The following is a 16,805-nucleotide window of genomic DNA, read 5'->3' as shown; positions in this document are numbered from 1 at the left end:
TATGCCGATGAACCCGCGCAGCGTCTACGTCACCGGCACCGACACCGGCGTCGGCAAATCCGTCGCCAGTGCCGCGCTGCTGCACGCGTTGCGCGGGCGCGGTCTGCGCGCGGTCGGGATGAAGCCGGTCGCCAGCGGCTGCGTCCACACCATCGACGGCTGGCGCAACGACGACGCGCTGCTGCTGCAGGCGGCGAGCGATCCGCTAGCCGACCACGACCGGCCGGCGTACGCCGACATCAACCCGTTCCCATTCCCGTTGCCGCTGGCGCCGGAGTTGGCCGCCGCCGAGGCCGGCATCGAGCTGGCGCTGGCGCCGATCGTGCAGGCCTACGCACGTCTGGCCATGCAAGCCGACGCCGTGGTGGTCGAGGGCGTCGGCGGTTGGGCCGCGCCGCTGTCGGCCACGCTCGACCAGGTCGACCTGGTGCGCGCGCTGCGGCTGCCGGTAGTGCTCGTGGTCGGCCTGCGCCTGGGCTGTCTCAACCACGCGCGCCTGACCGCACGCGCGATCGCGGCGGACGGCGCGGAGCTGGTGGGCTGGATCGCGAGCGACATCGATCCGGCCATGGACCGCGCCGACGCCAATTTCGCGTTGCTACAACGCAGGCTGCCGGCCCCGTGTTGGGGTCGCCTGCCGTTTGCCGCCGCGCCCGACCCGCGGGCGCTGGCCCTGCATCTGGCTGTGCCGGATCCGGCGATTCGCCTGCAGGCGTGAGCCCACGCGCCGGTTGGGACTTCTGGCAGGGGGACAGCCGACTCCCTGCAAGGCTAAACTGATCAGTACAAGAAATGGACGACGAGGCTCCCATGCGCCGCACGATGCTGTTTTCTGGATTGCTGGTCGCCGGCCTGATCGGCCTGGCCGGTTGCGGCAAGGACGACGCCGCCGCAGGCGCCGGTGCAGGCGGGCCGCCCGGCGGCGAGATGCAACTGCCGGTCGAGACCGTGACCCTCAAGCCGCAGGCCCTCACCGCCGGCCTGCAGACCGTCGGCAGCCTGCGCGCCGACGAGTCGGTGGTGGTGCGCCCGGAGATCGCCGGCCGCATCCAGCGCATCCACTTCACCGAAGGCGGCCGCGTCGCCGCCGGGCAGGCGTTGTTCACGCTCGACGGCAGCCTCGCCCAGGCCAGCCTCAACGAGGCCTCGGCCAACCTCGCCAACAGCCGCGCCGCCGCCGCGCGCGCCGGCCAGCTGGTCGGTGAGAAGCTGATCGCGCGTGCCGATTACGACCGCACCCGGGCCGCGCTCGGGGTCGACCAGGCGCGCGTCGCCTCAGCCCGCACCGCGCTGTCGAAGATGACGCTGCGCGCGCCGTTCTCGGGCCAGATTGGCTTGCGCGAGGTCAGCGTCGGCGAGTTCGTCAACGCCGGCCAGGACCTGGTCACGATGGTGCGGCTGGACCCGATCGAGGTCGACTTCAGCATCCCGGAAAGCGCGCTGGCGCAGCTGCGCAACGGCCAGAAGCTCACGCTCACGGTCGACGCGTTCCCGGCCGACACCTTCGGCGGCCAGATCGTCGCGATCGACCCGGTGGTCGATGCCAACAGCCGCAGCGCCAAGGTCCGCGCGCAGATCCCGAACCCCGACGGCCGTTTGCGCCCGGGCCAGTTCGCCAAGCTGCAGCTCGACACCGGCACCGACAGCGCCGACGCGCTGCTGGTGCCCGAGCAGGCGCTGATGCAGGACGGCGACACCCGCTTCGTCTACACCGTGGTCGACGGCAAGGCCAAGAAGACCGTGATCAAGACCGGTGCCCGGGTGCCGGGCCTGGTGCAGGTGGTCGAAGGCCTCAAGGCCGGCGACGTGGTGATCACCGCCGGGCAGGCCAAGCCGATGATGCACGAGGGCGTCGGCGTGATGTCGCTGCCGCCGCCGGGGGCGGCCGCTCCGGCTGCCGGCACCCAGCCGCCGGCAGCCGGCGCGTCCCCCAATGCCGCGCCGAAGGCGGCGCCCGCCACCGAGAAACAGGCCGAAACGGCGAAGTAGTCGCAATTGAGCCCCTCTCCCGCCGGGAGAGGGGTTGGGGTGAGGGTTCGGCGCGAGCGTTTAGCTCCGAACTCGTCCCGAACCCTCATCCGCCCCAGCTGTTATCAAGGCCGGGGCACCTTCTCCCCAGGCCTTCGAAACGCGAGGGGAGAAGAAAAAGTCAAAAACGAGGCCCCCCATGGTCCTGTCCGACATCTCCATCCGCCGCCCGGTCTTCGCGACCGTGATCAACCTGGTCGTGCTGCTGGTCGGCATCATCGCCTACGACCGCCTCGCGGTCCGGCAGATCCCCAACGTCGACACGCCGGTGATCAACGTCAGCACCAACTACCCCGGCGCGTCCGCGCAGGTGATCGAATCGCAGGTCACCCAGCCGATCGAGGACGCGCTGTCGGGGGTCGAAGGCATCGAGTACATGCAGTCGGTCAGCCGCGAGCAGTCCAGCCAGGTGACCGTGCGCTTCCGCCTCGACCGCGACGCCGATGGCGCCGCGTCCGACGTCCGCGACCGCGTCGCGCAGGCACGGCAGGTGCTGCCGGAGGAAGTCGACGAGCCGATCATCCAGAAGCAGGAAGCCGACGCGCAGCCGATCATCTACCTCGCGTTTTCCTCGACCCGTCATTCGCAGGTCGAGATCGCCGATTACGCCGAGACCCTGGTCAAGGACCGCATCCAGCAGATCCCCGGCGTCGCCCAGGCGATCGTGTACTCCAGCACTTATGCGATGCGCGTGTGGCTGCAGCCGCAGCGCCTGGCCGGCTTCGGCCTGACCCCGGCCGACGTCGAGGCCGCGCTGCGCGCGCAGAACGTCGAGATCCCCGCCGGCCGCGTCGAAAGCGAGCAGCGCGAGTTCACCGTGCTGTCCGAAACCGACCTGAAGACGCCCGAGCAGTTCGGCGAGGTGATCCTCGGCGACGTCGACGGCTACCTGGTGCGCCTCAAGGACGTCGCCCGGATCGAGCTGGGCGCGCAGGAGGAACGCTTCCGCGCGCGCTACAACGGTCAGAACGCGGTGCCGCTGGCGGTGGTCAAGCAGGCGGTGGCCAACCCGCTCGACATCTCCACGGCGATCAAGGAGATGCTGCCGCAGATCCAGCGCACGTTGCCCGAGGGCATGAAGATCGAGGTCGCGTTCGACACCACGATCTTCATCGAAAAGTCGATCGAGGAGGTTTACAAGACCGTCGCCGAGGCGGTGGTGCTGGTGATCCTGGTGATCTTCCTGTTCCTGCGCAGCTGGCGCGCGACGCTGATCCCGCTGGTGACCATCCCGCTGTCGCTGGTCGGTGCGTTCGCGCTGATGTACGCGTTCGGCTTCACCATCAACACCCTCACCTTGCTGGCGATGGTGCTGGCGATCGGCCTGGTGGTCGACGACGCGATCGTGATGCTGGAGAACATCTACCGGCACATCGAGGAAGGCATGCCGCCGTTCCAGGCGGCGCTGCAGGGCAGCAAGGAGATTGGCTTTGCGATCATCGCGATGACGCTGACGCTGGCCGCGGTCTACGTGCCGCTGGCGTTCTCCACCGGCCGCACCGGCAAGCTGTTCGTCGAGTTCGCGTTGACCCTGGCCGGCGCGGTGATCGTCTCCGGTTTCACCGCGCTGACGCTGTCGCCGATGATGTCGTCCAAGCTGCTGCGCCACGAGACCAAGCACGGCCGCTTCTACGTCGCCGGCGAGAAGGTGCTGGGCTGGATCGACCGCAGTTACCGCCGAGTGCTGACGGCCGGCTTGAACGCGCGCTGGGTGGTGGTGATCGTGGCGGCGCTGGTGTTCGGCGGCGCGTTGACCCTGTTCAAGCTGCTGCCCAACGAGCTGGCGCCGCAGGAAGACCAGGGCTTCATCATCGGCTTCGGCATGGCCCCGGAAGGCGCCACGGTCGACTACACCGACAAGTACGCACGGCAGATGGAAAGCGCGTTTGCGAAGATCCCCCAGGTGCAGCAGTACTTCCAGATCGTGGGGTTCCCGAACGTCACCACGACGATCGGCTTCGTGATGCTCAAGGACTGGGAGCAGCGCGAGGTCTCCACCGCCGACGTGCAGGGCCAGCTGTTCCCGCAGTTCATGGGCATCCCCGGGATCATGGCGTTCCCGACGTTGCCGCCGCCGCTGGGCCAGGACGGCTTCGGCCAGCCGGTCAACTTCGTGGTGCAGAGCACCGGCACCTGGGAGGAGCTGGGCGCCACCGTGCAGAAGCTGATGGCGAAGATGGGCGAGAACCCGAAACTCACCAACCCCGACAGCGACCTCAAGCTCGACAAGCCGCAGCTCAAGCTCGAACTCAACCGCGACAAGGTCGTCGCGGTCGGCAGCGACGTCGCCAGTGTCGGCCGCACGCTGGAGACGCTGCTCGGCGGGCGCAACGTGACCCGCTTCAAGCGGGGATCGGAGCAGTACGACGTGATCGTGCAGGTCGAGGACGCCGACCGCCGCACCCCGGGTGACCTGTCCAACATCTTCGTCAAGGGCGGCGACGGGCAGATGGTGCAGCTGTCGAATCTGGTCGACGTGCAGGAAACCGTCGCGGCCAAGGAGCTCAACCACTTCAACAAGCTGCGTTCGGCCACGGTCAGCGCCGGCCTCGCGCCGGGCTACTCGATGGGCGAGGCGCTGGCGTGGATGGAGACCGCGCTCGACGAAGTCGCGCCCGAGGCGCAGTACGACCTGTCGGGACAGAGCCGCGAGTTCCGCGAGTCGGCCAGCGACTTCGCGATGATCTTCGGCCTGGCGGTGGTGTTTATCTTCCTGGTGCTGGCCGCGCAGTTCGAAAGCTGGGTCGACCCCCTGGTGATCCTGCTGGCGGTGCCGCTGGCCGCGTTCGGCGCGTTCCTGGCGCTCAAGCTCACCGGCGGCAGCTGGAACATCTACTCGCAGATCGGGCTGGTGACATTGGTGGGTTTGATCGCCAAGCACGGCATCCTGATCGTGGAGTTCTCGAACCAGCTGCAGGAGCAGGGCAAGACCAAGTTCGACGCGGTGGTCGAAGCCGCCGCGCTGCGCCTGCGCCCGATTTTGATGACCACCGGTGCGATGGTGCTGGGTTCGCTGCCGCTGGCGATCGCCAGCGGCGCCGGCGCCGAGGCGCGCAACCAGATCGGCTGGGTGATTGTCGGCGGTATGTCGATCGGCACGGTGTTCACCCTGTTCGTGGTGCCGGTGATGTACCTGCTGATCGGCCGCGACCATCAGAAAGCCGCCGCGGCGCAGGCCCGGCTGGAGACCGCGCCCGCGCATTGAGCCGGTAGGTTCCGCGACACAAAAAGGCCGCCTTGAGGCGGCCTTTTTGTTGGTCGTCTTGCTACGGCTTTGCTGCCGTTGCCATTGCTCGTCATCCGCGTGCAGGCGGGGATCCCGGGACGTGGCTCTTGCTCTTCTGGTCGCCCCTTCGTACCGCTCGCGCGTTGCAAGCCACTGGCCTGCCTTGGCGATGAGCGATCAAGGCCAACGCACGCCGGCAGCGGCACCGGCAGGCCGCATCGGACATGACCTCCGACGCGAAGCGTCAGGCAACAAAAAACCCGGCAGCCTGCGCTGCCGGGTTCCGTGCCCAGTGGGTACTGGAGAGAGAGGCTTTACTTGACGCTGCCCTTCGGCGCGGTCGCCTTGGCGGCGTTGGCGCGGAACGCCGACTCGGCCTGCTCGGCGACGGTCTCGACGTTGGCCTGCGCCTTCTGCACGAACGACTCGCCCTGCGACTTGGCAATCTCGCCGATCGCCTCGTTGGCCTTGATGCTGTGGCCGAGCACGTCCTGGCCGGTGCTGACCGCGCGCTCGAGGTTCTCGCGCGCAACCTGCACGCCCTTCGGCATCAGGTTCTTCATGCCGTCGAGGTCACGCACTTCGGCCGCTTCGCCGAGGAACGCGAACGTCGCGTTGGCGCGCTCGTTGATCGCGGCGACCTGCAGGCCGAACACGGCCTGGGCGTTCTGCAGCGCGATGCGGTTGATCTGGGCTGCCGTGTCCGCGAACTGGCGCGTGGCGGCGGCAAACTGTTCGTTGAACTGCTGGTACATGGCGGGCTCCTGCGGTCAATCCGTGCGGGGTTGCCGGATTGTGCGTCGCAGCATAATGCCCGATTTGTTGCGACGCAACAATAAAATTATGAACTGGGGTTGGCGTTCATAATTTGTTCTGGAACAAGGGCTTGCGGTGGTTGCGGCCTGGAGGTGGATCGGTTCAGCCGCGGTAGCGGCAGCCGGACGTGCAGGTCTCGTGGATCACCACTTCGCTGAGCATCGGCAGCGCCGGCTTCAGGCGCTCCCAGATCCACAGCGCCAGCCGCTCGCTCGTGGGATTGTCCAGCCCCTCGATGTCGTTGAGGTAGTGGTGGTCGAGGCGGTCGTAAAGCGGCTGGAACGCCTGCTTGACGTCGCCGAAGTCCATCACCCAGCCGCTGCGCGTGCCCAGTTCGCCGCGCAGGTGGATCTCGACCCGGAACGAATGCCCGTGCAGGCGCGCGCACTTGTGCCCTTCGGGCACGTTCGGCAACCGGTGCGCGGCCTCGATGGTGAAGACCTTGAAGATATCCATGCGCGGGACGCCGATGGGGAGTTCTCGGGAGTGCGTAGCCCGACCACGCGAATCGGTCGGGGCGGGCGCCAGGCCTGAGCGTGCAGGCGGGCGTTTCAGTGCGCGATGCGTGTGGTGGCTATGGGTGGACTCGAACCACCGACCCCAGCATTATGAGTGCTGTGCTCTAACCGGCTGAGCTACATAGCCACGCGGAGAACCGCGAATTATTCCTGCCTTGGTTGGCGCCGTCAATCACCCGGCCTCTTGCTTGTCCGCTGGCGGATGCCGTGGCAGAGTCGGAGACAGCGCATTTTGGAGTCCGCATCGTGATCGATCCGGACGGTTACCGACCCAACGTCGGCATCGTGTTGATGCATCCAGACGGACGCCTGTTCTGGGCGCGCCGCGTGCATCGCGATGGGTGGCAGTTCCCGCAAGGCGGGATGAACACCGACGAGACGCCGCTCGAGGCGATGTACCGCGAACTTCGCGAGGAAACCGGGCTGCTGCCCGAACACGTCGAAGTCCTCGGCGCGACCCCCGGCTGGCTGCGTTACCGGCTGCCGGCGCGCGCGGTGCGCCGCAACGACCGGCTGGTGTGCATTGGCCAGAAGCAGGTGTGGTTCCTGCTGCGGCTGACCGGCCAGGAGTCCGACCTGCGGCTGGACCTTACCGACAAGCCGGAGTTCGACCATTGGCGCTGGGTCGATTTTTGGTACCCGCTCGAGCACGTGGTGGTGTTCAAGCGCGGGGTCTACGGCAGCGCCCTGCGGCACCTGGCGCCGTTTGCGCGCACCGTCGCCGGGGCGCAGGCGGTGCCGATGCCCGGGCCCGATCCCCGGATGGGGGCCGGCGTTCGCAATTGGCAACGGCCCCGCGCACGGCCACCGGCACCGCCCGCGCGCGGCGGCACGGGCCGCGACCCAGGTTCCTAATTGACAATCATTCGCATTCGTGGCGAAATGCCTGTGCAGCCGATCGGGCTGCTCGCCCGCGCTCCCGCGCCACGCCCATGTACGTCTGCATCTGCAACGGAGTCACCGAACGCGACATCCGCGACGCCGCGCAAGCCGGTTGCCGGAGCGTGCCGGAGCTGACCATGCGCACCGGCGCTGGCGCCAACTGCGGCAGCTGCCTGGATCAGGCCGCTGCACTGCTGGACGAGACGCGCGCCCTGCGCGAGTTGCCGTTGCCGGTGCTGCAGCACGCAGCTTGACGTTCTTACCTGCCTGAGCATCCGACAGCTTGGGGCCAGGCGCGATTCCCGGCGGCAAGTTCGGTTCCTGGCTTCCCTGGTCTGGTACGCGCGAATGCACTCGATTCGCGTTCCGCCAGCGCGCGCGCGGAACGGCTAGAGTGCCGCCACTGCAGGCACGGAGCACGGCGATGAAAGGCGACGCCAAGGTCATCGAGTTTCTCAACAAGGCGCTCTACAACGAGCTGATCGCGATCAACCAGTACTTCCTGCACGCCAAGATGCTGAAGAACTGGGGCCTGAAGGAACTCGCCGACCACGAGTACCACGAGTCGATCGACGAGATGAAGCATGCCGACAAGCTGTCGGAGCGCATCCTGTTCCTCGACGGGCTGCCGAACTTCCAGGCGCTGGGCAAGCTGCGCATCGGCGAAGGCCCGCGCGAAGTGCTCAACTGCGACCTCGCGCTCGAGCTCGAGGCGCTGCCGCTGCTGCGCGAGGCGATCGCGTACTGCGACGGCGTCGGGGACTACACCAGCCGCCAGTTGTTCGCCGACATTCTCGAGTCCGAGGAAGAGCACATCGACTGGATCGAGACGCAGCTGGCGTTGATCGAACGCCTGGGCGAGCAGAACTACCTGGCGACCAAGATCGAAAGCTGAGCCGCGATACCTCCGGGGAGTGCCGGCGCCACCGTTCGCGGTGGCGTTGTCATTTGTGGGCGGTGTGCGTTAGCCCGGAACCCGCGGCGCGCGCCGGAACAGCCGGCGCCAGATCCACCACACGCCGGTGGCGAGCAGCACGCTGACCAGCACCACGCACGACAACGCGATCCACGGGTGCGCGAACGCCAGGGCGAGGCCGCCGACCACGGCCACGTCCTCGGTGACCGAGGCGGTCCAGTTGCTGACCGGTTCGGGTGAGGTGTTGAGCAGGGCGCGGGTGCCGCTCTTGAGCACGTGGCTGGTCAAGGCCACGCCGGCGCCGGTGGCCAGCGCGCCCGCGCCCAGTTCGCCATCGCCGGACAACGTGGCCGCGGCGAGGAACGCGCCGGCCGGGACGCGCAGCAAGGTGTGCAGCAGGTCGGAGGCCGAGTCGATGCCCGGGATCTTGTCGGTGAAGAACTCGGCGGCGGCGAGCACCCCGGAGACGCCGATCACCCACGGCGACTGGGTGACCTCCAGCGCCGAGGGCAGGTCGAGCCAGCCGAACGCGCCGGCGATGCCCACGCCGAACACCGTCAGGTAGACGCGGATGCCGGCCAGCCAGGCCAGGACTACGCCAACTGCGAACAGGTGCGCATCTGTCATCGGGCAACCTCGTTATGCTCCGCGCCGAGTATAGGGGACCCACGGGGAGTGCCGCGCATGGCCAAGCCGCCGCCGCGTTTCATGGTTGTTGAGCGACGGCGCAGCCGGCGGCCGCTGGCGTGGGCGGCGTTCCTGGTGGTCTGGGCGCTGTCGCTGTTCGGTGCCTGGAGCTGGGCGGGCTGGCGCGCGGCGCCGCGGCTGGACGAGGTCAGCGCGCAGCTGGGCACCACCAGCGAGCAGTTGCGCCGCTACCAGCGCGAGATCGGCGAGCTGCGCCAACGCCAGGCGACGCTGGCGCGCTCGGACCAGATCAGCCGCTCGGCGAACCGGCAGATCCAGCGCGAGCTGGCCCAGCGCGAACGCGAGATCGCGACCCTGCGCGGCAAGACCGCGTTCTACGAGCGGCTCGGCGGCGCCACCGCCCAGCCGCGCGGGCTCAACGTGCATTCGGCGCGCTTCCTCGCCGAAGCCGGCGGCAGCTGGCGCTACCAGGTCGTGCTGACGCAGAGCCTCACCCGCGGCGGCGTCAGCCTGGGCAAGCTGCGGTTCGCGGTGGAAGGCGTGCGCGCGGGCAAGCTCGCGACGATCCACTGGGACGAGCTGCACCAGCGGGCGGCGGCGCCCGCCCAGGACTACTCGTTCCGCTACTTCCAGCAGCTCGACGGCAGCGTGATGCTGCCGCCGGGTTTCACCCCGCAGCGCGTGCGCGTGTCGCTGCGCGGCCAGGATGCCGCGGTCGAGCAGACGGTGGCGTGGGAACACGCCGGCGGCACGCACCACGACGCGCATGCCGCGCAGACTCGTCCCGCGCCCGCGGCGACCCGATCCCTTGCCTCACGACTGCGAGACACCTGAGCGATGTTCAAGCACAAACGCATCCCGCCCGCCGGCGCGGTCGACACCCTGATCGGCCCGCAGGTCGTCATCCGCGGCGACTTCCATTTCAGCGGCGGCCTGTACGTCGAGGGCCGGATCATCGGCAAGGTGATCGCCGACGACGACCAGCGCGCGGTACTCACGCTGGCCAGTGAGGGTTGCATCGAGGGCGAGATCCGCGCGCCGGTGGTGGTGCTCAACGGCACGCTCAACGGCGACGTGTACGCCAGCGAGCGGCTGGAACTGGCCGCCAACGCGCGCGTGCTCGGCAACGCCCACTACAAAGTGGTCGAGATGGCCGCCGGCTCGGTGCTGACCGGCCGGCTGGTGCATGTCGAAGCCAGCGCGCAGGTGCTGGCGTTTCCCGACCTGATGAACGAGGCCGCGTCGTTGTAGGCTGTCCGCGTCCGGATCCGAGCGACGCGCATGACCACGCCACCCGAAGCATCCCCCGCCGCACCGACGGACCCGAACGCGCCCCCGAAACAAAGCTGGCGCCTGGTGGCTGCGGCGGTGTTCGTGCTGGCGTTGGGCTTCGGCGGCTGGGGGCTGTGGAGCCTGTTCGCGCCGGGCTCGGACAACGTGCGCGCGCAACTGGCCGGCAGCGAGCGTCAGGGCCGCAGCCAGGCGGGGCAGATCGAGGAGCTGCAGCAGCGCGTGAGCACGCTGACGCGCTCCGACCAGATCAGCCGCGACGCCAACCGCGACCTGCAGGGCGCACTGGCCGAGCGCGACGAGGAACTCGCCGGCCTGCGCGCCGACGTGGCGTTCTACGAGCGCCTGGTCGGGGCCACCGGGCAACGCCGCGGACTGGCCGTGCATGCGCTGAAGATGCTGCGCCAGGCCACCCCCGCTTCGGCCGGGCAGCCGCAGGGCGCGGCCGCGTGGCACTTCACCACCACCCTCACCCAGAACCTCAACCGCGGTGCGGTCAGCGCCGGGCAGGTCAGCATCGCGATCGAAGGCACGCGCGGCGGCCAGCTGCAGAAGCTGGCCTGGGCCGACCTGCGCCAGCAACCCAACGCGCCCGGCGTTCCGTACTCGTTCAAGTACTTCCAGCAGGTCGAGGGCGACGTGTTCGTGCCGGCCGGGGTGACCCCGGTGCGCGTCACGGTGCGGCTGCAGCCGCGCTCGGGCGCAGTGGTCGAGCATTCGTTCACCTGGGCCGACGCCACCGGCGAGCAGGGCGCCAGCGCCGCGGTGAAGTGAGGCGGACGACACAGGCCGGTTGCCAGCGCGCGGGGTCGTTCAGCCAAGCCGTTCTGTGGATCCGAGCTTGCTTTGATGGCTTTGCCGAGTTCATAGGGCGCCGAGCAGGATCTGATCCAAGCGTCACCAACTGGATCCACGCCAAGCATCAGCTTGGCGGTTGAATGCGGCCGCCGCGCGCCCCATGCTTGTACGCATGGAATCGACCACCACCGACACCGCCGCGCCCGGTTACCAGTCGCTCGAGCGCCCGCTGCAGTTCTCGTCGGCCGCCGCGGCCAAGGTCCGCGAACTGATCGCCGAAGAGGGCAACGCCGCGCTGAAACTGCGCGTGTACATCCAGGGTGGCGGCTGCTCGGGCTTCCAGTACGGTTTCGAGTTCGACGAGCAGCAGGGCGAGGACGATCTGGCGATCGCCACCGACGGCGTCACCCTGCTGGTCGACCCGCTCAGCCTGCAATACCTGATGGGCGCGGAAGTCGACTACACCGAAAGCCTGCACGGCGCGCAGTTCGTGATCCGCAACCCGAACGCGAAGACCACTTGCGGCTGCGGTTCCTCGTTCGCGGTCTGAGCCGCGCGGATCGCAGCGTGTCCCCGAGCGCAGCGACAGACCCCAACCCTCCGCCGGCGCGAACCGGCGCCTTCGCGTTCGTCGACCCCGGCAGCTGCCAGGCCGCGCTCGACCGCGCCGACCACCTGCGCGAGGACGCTGACTCCCTGGCGGCCCTGTGGCCGCGCGCGCGGGTCATCGTGCTGGCCGACGACGGCCAGGCGCTGGCCGACGAGGCGGGCCGGCTATGCGCGCCCACCGGCCAAGAAGTTAGCGAAGGCCCCGGCGGCGTGGGTGCCGCGGTGCTGCTCGGGCTGGCGCCCGACGGCGTGGCCTGGTTCGCGCTCGACGCGGCATTGACCGCGTTCGACGCGCCACGCCGCTTGGACCTGCGCAGCGCCGCAGCGCTGTGGCCGGCGTTCGAGGCCGCGGTGTTCGCGCAGGCGCGCGCGCTGCAGCACTGGCGCCGCCGCCACCGCCATTGCGGCGCCTGCGGCGGCGCGATCGCAATGTCTCGCGGTGGCTGGCTTGGCCGCTGCATCCAGTGCGGCAGCGAGCACTACCCACGCACCGATCCGGCGGTGATCGTCGCGGTCAGCGACGGCGCGCGCCTGTTGCTGGGCCGACAGGCGTCGTGGCCGGCGCGGCGCTATTCGGTGCTGGCCGGCTTCGTCGAACCGGGCGAATCGCTCGAGCAGACCGTCGCGCGCGAGGTGCTCGAGGAAAGCGGCGTACGCGTGCGCAGTTGCCGCTACCTGGCCTCGCAACCGTGGCCGTTTCCCGGGGCGTTGATGCTCGGCTTCAGTGCGCAGGCGCAGGCCGACGAGCCGCGCGTGAGCGACGAACTCGAAGAAGCGCGCTGGTTCAGCGCCGACGAGGTGCGTGCCGCGATCGCGCACGAAGCCGGTGCCGCGGACCACGGCTACGACGGCCCGCTACTGTCGCCGGCAATCTCCATCTCACGCTGGCTGATCGAACAGTGGCTGGCCGAAGTCACCGCGCAGTCGGCGCGCTAGCACCGCGGATCGCCGCGGGGCGCATCGACGCGCAGCCCGGCCGGGATAGAATCGCAACGAAATCCGCGACGCCTGGAGACCCCCGCCATGTCAGTCACCCTGATCGCCGCCGTCGTGGCGCTGGTGCTGGGCCATCTCGCACCGTCGCTGGCCGCGTCGGTGCGGCACTACGGCTGGTACGCCGACTGGTTGCGCTGGCTGGACTCGCGCTTCGGCGAAGGCAGCGTCTGGCGTGGCCCGTGGGGCATCGCGATCGCGTTGCTGCCGCCGCTGCTCGCGGTCGGCCTGTTCCAGCTCGCGCTCGACGGGCCGTTGTACGGGCTGGCGGCGCTGGCGTTCGGAATCGCGGCGCTGTTCTACACCTGGGGCCCGCGCGACCTCGACCTCGACGTCGACGCCATCGTCGAGGCGCCCGACGCGGCGACGCGACGCGAGGCCGCGGCGCGCCTGTGGCCAGACGGCACGTCGCCCTCGCTCGATGGCAGCTCGCTGGTCGAGGCGGTGTTCCGCAACGCGCAGCGGCGCTGGTTCGGGGTGCTGCTGTGGTTCCTGTTGCTGGGCCCGGTCGGGGCGCTGCTGTATCGCCTCGCGGTGCTGGCGGTGGAAGGCGAGGCCGCGCGCCAAGTGCCCGCGCAGACCCGCGGCGGCGCACGCACGCTGCTGGCGGTGCTCGACTGGCCGGTCGCGCAGTTGATGGCGCTGGCGCTGGCGCTGGTCGGCAACTTCGATGTCGTGCTGGGCGCCTGGCGCGACTCCGGCGGCGCGTCGTTCGCGCTCGACAACCGCTTCCTCGGGGCGGTCGCACGCGCCAGCGTCAAGAGCGAACTGGCCGAGGAGGCCGCCGACCTGGCCGATAACGAGAGCGGAGTCGCAACCGGCGTGGCGGTGGCCGTGCCCAGCGAACTGCCGGAGTTGCGCGACGCGATGAGCCTGGTCTGGCGCAGCCTGCTGGTGTGGCTGGCGGTGCTGGCGCTGTTCGTGATAGCCGGCTGGGTGAGCTAGGGCCGACAGACCCGGTCGGTAGGAGCGGCTTCAGCCGCGAGCTTTAGGATTCTTCCGACCTTTCGTGCGGCAAGATCCCGACGTTCTTCGGGTGGCGTATGACCGAAGCTGTGCTCATGACTTCAGGGCACATCGCGCTACGCAAAGGACGGCATTCGTCGGCGGGGCAAATCTATCTGGTCACCTTCACGACCGCAGACCGCCAGCCGCACTTTGCCCCGTGGGAAGTCGGTGCCGATGCGGCGTACTGGATGACGGAGCCTGCGCAATGGGGCACCTCCCGCCTGCTTGCGTGGGTGTTGATGCCGGACCATTGGCATGGATTGATCGAACTCGGCCCAGGCGCGTTGCTTCCGGCGCTCGTCCAACGCCTGAAAGGGCGAACCGCGCGGCTGCTGGGCTTGGCGCATCCCGCGCTCGGCGGAATCTGGGCGGCGGGATACCACGATCACGCCTTGCGCAAGGAGGAAGATCTGCTCGCGGCGGCGCGGTACTTGGTGATGAACTCGGTTCGTGCAGGTTTGGTGCGTTCGGCTGGGCGCTATCCATTCTGGGATGCGGTGAGGCTGTGAAAGTCGCGTCCAGCCGGACGTAGTAGCGGCTTCAGCCACGAGCCGCTGACCTGCACCAATCTGCCGGCAAAGCTCGCGGCTGAAGCCGCTCCTACGCAGTGACACAAGTCCGCTTGAAGAGGAAAAGTTCGGCTTACGCCGCATCCCCCCGCAGCGCACGCACCTTCCCTTCCAGCCCTTCGGCGCTGGCTTCCGCGCCTGGCACCGGCGCATCCACCACCACCTCGACCTGCGCGCGGAACCGCCGCGGCACGCGCATGCGGTCGAGGGTTCCGCCGGCCGCGCGCGCGTTGCGGCGGCTCCACATGCTCGCCCACATGCCGCGCAGGGCCATCGGGATCACCGGCACCGGCCTCTTGGCCAGCACGCGTTCGACCCCGGACTTGAACGCGGCGATCTCGCCATCCCGGGTCAACGCGCCTTCCGGGAAGATGCCGACGATCTCGCCGTCGGCGAGTGCCGCGTCGATCTCGTCGAACGCGCGCTGCATCAGCGCCGGGTCTTCCTTCGCGCCGGCGATCGGGATCGCCTTGGCGGTGCGGAAGATCCAGCTCATCACCGGGATGCGGAAGATCTTGTAATACATCACGAAGCGCACCGGCCGCGGGATGCTCGCGCTCAGGATTAGCGCGTCCATGTAGCTGACGTGGTTGCAGACCACCAGCGCCGGGCCTTCGTCGGGGACGTGGTCGATGCCCTGCACGCGCAGCCGGTACAAGGTGCGCACCAGCACCCAGCTCAGGAACCGCATCAGGAACTCGGGCACGATCGTGAAGATCCAGATCGCGACCAGCGCGTTGGCGATCGCCAACGCGAGGAACACCTGCGGGATGCTCCAGCCCAGGAACCGCTGCACGACGATCCCCAGCACCGCCGCGAGCACGATGAACGCCGCGTTCTGGATGTTCATGCCGGCGATCACGCGCGACATCTCGCGCTTCGGCGAGCGGCTCTGGATCAAGGCGAACAGCGGCACCACGAAGAAGCCGGCGAACAAGCCGATGCCGACTAGGTCGAGCACGATGCGCGCGCTGCCCGGCTGCTGCAGGAAGCCGGTGACGCCCAGGCCGGTTACCGGCGCCAGGCCGCTGCGCGCGAAGTACAGGTCGAGCATGAAGGCGCTGATGCCGAACGCCCCCAGCGGTACCAGGCCGATCTCGACCGTGCGCGCCGACAGCTTTTCGCACAGCAGCGAGCCGACGCCGGTGCCGACCGAGAACAGCGCGAGCGCGAAGATGTACAGCGTCTCGGCGCCGCCGAGGTTGACCTCGGCATAGGTCGGCAATTGCGAGGTCAGCACCGTGCCGATGAACCAGAACCACGACACGCCGAGCACGGCGTTGCGCACCGCCGGCTGTTTTTTCGCCAGGCGCAATACGGCAATCGATTCCGGGATCGGGTTCCAGTTGATCGTGAGGTCGGGCGCGCCGGCCTCGACGCGCGGGATCGCGCGGCTGACCAGGTTGCCGGCGATCGCCAGCGCCACGATCGCGGTCGCGGCGACCACCGGGCCGTGGTCGCCGGCGAGCTTGAAGATCAGGCCGCCGGAGATCATCCCGACCAGGATCGAGATCGACGTGCCCATCTCGACCAGGCCATTGCCGCCGGTGAGCTCGCGCGGGTGCAGCACCGCCGGCAGGATCGAGTACTTCACCGGCCCGAACAGCGTGGATTGCAGGCCGGTGCAGAACAGCGCCACCAGCAGCACGGTCATGCTCTGGGTCAGGAAGCCGACCGCGGCCAGCGACATGATTGCGATCTCCATCGCGGTGGTGATGCGGATCAGCTTCGACTTCTCGAGCTTCTCGGCGATCTGCCCGGCGGTCGCGGAAAACAGGAAGTACGGCAGGATGAACAACGCCGGTGCGAGGTTGGTGTAGAGCGTGCGCTGCTCGGGGCTGACGCCGAGGTAGAACAGCAGGCCGATGATCGCCTGCCGGTAGACGTTGTCGTTGAACGCACCCAGCGCCTGGGTCAGGAAGAACGGCAGGAAGCGCCGCTGCTTGAGTAGTTGGTACTGGTTGTGCGCCATGCGGCCCCCGCGGTTTGGCGGAGCCTAGCAGAGGCTGGTGCGGGTGCTGCCTGCGTTGCGAAGCAACTGCCACGGCACCCCTCCCAACCCTCCCGAGCACGGCGCTGTTGCTCTTGCTCCCTCCCTTGCGAAGCAGGGGAGGGTTGGGGAGGGGTGCGGTTGATCTTGCCGTCGCCGGGCTCCTGAAACCCAAGAGCAACTGCAACGGCACCCCCTCCCAACCTCCGGCTTCGCTACGCGAAAGGGGAGGAGATGATCAGGAGCCGCGCGAGAAAGGGAGTCAACGATCAGGGGCCGCGCGCGCCTTGCCTCCTCCCGACGCAGCGGCGCTGTTGCTTTTGCTCCCTCCCTTGCGAAGCAGGGGAGGGTTGGGGGAGGGGTGCGGTTGATCTTGCCGTCGCCGGGCTCCTGAAACGCAAGAGCAACCGCAACGGCACCCCCTCCCAACCTCCCCCTTCGCCATGCGAAAGGGGAGGAGACAATCAGGGGCCGCGCGCCTTGCCCTTTCCAGAATCATGGCGCTGTTGCTTTT

At 68.8% G+C, this 16,805-nt stretch carries 17 protein-coding genes and 1 tRNA gene; 13 read left to right on the top strand and 5 right to left on the bottom strand.

Annotation, left to right across the window (positions count from 1 at the left end; all coding sequences use genetic code 11):
* The first annotated feature begins 7 nt into the window (after positions 1–7).
* The 3 genes from bioD (at position 8) to ACFQZQ_RS12450 (ending at position 5,233) form a co-directional block, all read left to right on the top strand.
* Entirely contained in the window at positions 8–718 is a 711-nt protein-coding gene (gene bioD / locus ACFQZQ_RS12460) for a dethiobiotin synthase (protein ID WP_386813161.1), read from the top strand.
* A 92-nt stretch (positions 719–810) separates the two neighbouring features.
* On the top strand, positions 811–1,989 hold the full coding sequence (locus ACFQZQ_RS12455) for an efflux RND transporter periplasmic adaptor subunit (RefSeq protein WP_386813159.1): 1,179 nt from the start codon (positions 811–813) through the stop codon (positions 1,987–1,989).
* 178 nt (positions 1,990–2,167) lie between these two features.
* Positions 2,168–5,233, top strand: a complete 3,066-nt coding sequence (locus ACFQZQ_RS12450; RefSeq protein WP_386813158.1) for an efflux RND transporter permease subunit — start codon at positions 2,168–2,170, stop codon at positions 5,231–5,233.
* Between the two features lie 335 nt (positions 5,234–5,568).
* Here the strand turns inward: ACFQZQ_RS12450 and ACFQZQ_RS12445 are convergent, their stop codons facing one another.
* From ACFQZQ_RS12445 to ACFQZQ_RS12435, 3 genes are all read right to left on the bottom strand, one after another.
* On the bottom strand, positions 5,569–6,009 hold the full coding sequence (locus ACFQZQ_RS12445) for a phasin family protein (protein ID WP_386813156.1): 441 nt from the start codon (positions 6,007–6,009) through the stop codon (positions 5,569–5,571).
* Between the two features lie 163 nt (positions 6,010–6,172).
* Positions 6,173–6,526 (bottom strand): 6-carboxytetrahydropterin synthase QueD, encoded by a 354-nt coding sequence (queD, locus tag ACFQZQ_RS12440; protein WP_386813155.1) that lies wholly within the window; start codon positions 6,524–6,526, stop codon positions 6,173–6,175.
* Positions 6,527–6,638: 112 nt separating this feature from the next.
* Positions 6,639–6,715: transfer RNA gene (locus tag ACFQZQ_RS12435), tRNA-Met, on the bottom strand.
* A 119-nt stretch (positions 6,716–6,834) separates the two neighbouring features.
* On the opposite strand from ACFQZQ_RS12435, the gene ACFQZQ_RS12430 reads away from it, so the two are divergent.
* The 3 genes from ACFQZQ_RS12430 to bfr all read left to right on the top strand — a co-directional run bounded on the left by ACFQZQ_RS12430 (position 6,835) and on the right by bfr (position 8,365).
* The gene (locus ACFQZQ_RS12430) at positions 6,835–7,443 is read left to right on the top strand and encodes an RNA pyrophosphohydrolase (protein WP_386813154.1); all 609 of its coding nucleotides are present in this window, start codon (positions 6,835–6,837) and stop codon (positions 7,441–7,443) included.
* Between the two features lie 77 nt (positions 7,444–7,520).
* Entirely contained in the window at positions 7,521–7,724 is a 204-nt protein-coding gene (locus ACFQZQ_RS12425; protein ID WP_386813153.1) for a (2Fe-2S)-binding protein, read from the top strand.
* Between the two features lie 170 nt (positions 7,725–7,894).
* Positions 7,895–8,365 (top strand): bacterioferritin, encoded by a 471-nt coding sequence (bfr, locus tag ACFQZQ_RS12420; protein WP_386813152.1) that lies wholly within the window; start codon positions 7,895–7,897, stop codon positions 8,363–8,365.
* Positions 8,366–8,434: 69 nt separating this feature from the next.
* Here bfr and ACFQZQ_RS12415 read toward each other — a convergent pair whose 3' ends face one another.
* On the bottom strand, positions 8,435–9,013 hold the full coding sequence (locus ACFQZQ_RS12415; protein WP_386813151.1) for a DUF4126 domain-containing protein: 579 nt from the start codon (positions 9,011–9,013) through the stop codon (positions 8,435–8,437).
* Positions 9,014–9,070: 57 nt separating this feature from the next.
* Between ACFQZQ_RS12415 and ACFQZQ_RS12410 the strand changes: the two genes are divergently transcribed.
* The 7 genes from ACFQZQ_RS12410 to ACFQZQ_RS12380 all read left to right on the top strand — a co-directional run bounded on the left by ACFQZQ_RS12410 (position 9,071) and on the right by ACFQZQ_RS12380 (position 14,241).
* Positions 9,071–9,868, top strand: a complete 798-nt coding sequence (locus ACFQZQ_RS12410) for a DUF6776 family protein (protein WP_386813150.1) — start codon at positions 9,071–9,073, stop codon at positions 9,866–9,868.
* Positions 9,869–9,871: 3 nt separating this feature from the next.
* Positions 9,872–10,285: a bactofilin family protein gene (locus tag ACFQZQ_RS12405; protein WP_386813148.1), complete on the top strand. Its 414-nt coding sequence runs from the start codon at positions 9,872–9,874 to the stop codon at positions 10,283–10,285.
* 30 nt (positions 10,286–10,315) lie between these two features.
* On the top strand, positions 10,316–11,098 hold the full coding sequence (locus ACFQZQ_RS12400) for a DUF6776 family protein (RefSeq protein ID WP_386813147.1): 783 nt from the start codon (positions 10,316–10,318) through the stop codon (positions 11,096–11,098).
* A 196-nt stretch (positions 11,099–11,294) separates the two neighbouring features.
* A complete protein-coding gene (erpA, locus tag ACFQZQ_RS12395; protein ID WP_386813146.1) occupies positions 11,295–11,672 on the top strand; it encodes an iron-sulfur cluster insertion protein ErpA in 378 nt (125 codons plus the stop codon).
* Between the two features lie 17 nt (positions 11,673–11,689).
* Positions 11,690–12,667 carry an NAD(+) diphosphatase gene (gene nudC, locus ACFQZQ_RS12390; protein ID WP_386813145.1) on the top strand — a complete coding sequence of 326 codons (978 nt, stop codon included), beginning with the start codon at positions 11,690–11,692 and terminating at the stop codon, positions 12,665–12,667.
* Between the two features lie 87 nt (positions 12,668–12,754).
* Positions 12,755–13,669: a hypothetical protein gene (locus ACFQZQ_RS12385; protein ID WP_386813144.1), complete on the top strand. Its 915-nt coding sequence runs from the start codon at positions 12,755–12,757 to the stop codon at positions 13,667–13,669.
* Positions 13,670–13,767: 98 nt separating this feature from the next.
* Positions 13,768–14,241, top strand: a complete 474-nt coding sequence (locus tag ACFQZQ_RS12380; RefSeq protein WP_386813143.1) for an REP-associated tyrosine transposase — start codon at positions 13,768–13,770, stop codon at positions 14,239–14,241.
* A gap of 133 nt (positions 14,242–14,374) precedes the next feature.
* Here the strand turns inward: ACFQZQ_RS12380 and ACFQZQ_RS12375 are convergent, their stop codons facing one another.
* Complete coding sequence (locus ACFQZQ_RS12375; RefSeq protein WP_386813142.1) at positions 14,375–16,273, bottom strand: MFS transporter; 1,899 nt, start codon at positions 16,271–16,273, stop codon at positions 14,375–14,377.
* Positions 16,274–16,805 lie beyond the last annotated feature (532 nt).

The sequence above is a fragment of the Lysobacter koreensis genome (genome assembly GCF_042677045.1).
GTDB classification, from domain to species: Bacteria; Pseudomonadota; Gammaproteobacteria; order Xanthomonadales; family Xanthomonadaceae; genus Lysobacter_K; species Lysobacter_K koreensis.
The sequence above is the reverse complement of the archived record's forward strand: the minus strand, read 5'-3'. Positions and strand labels throughout refer to the sequence as shown.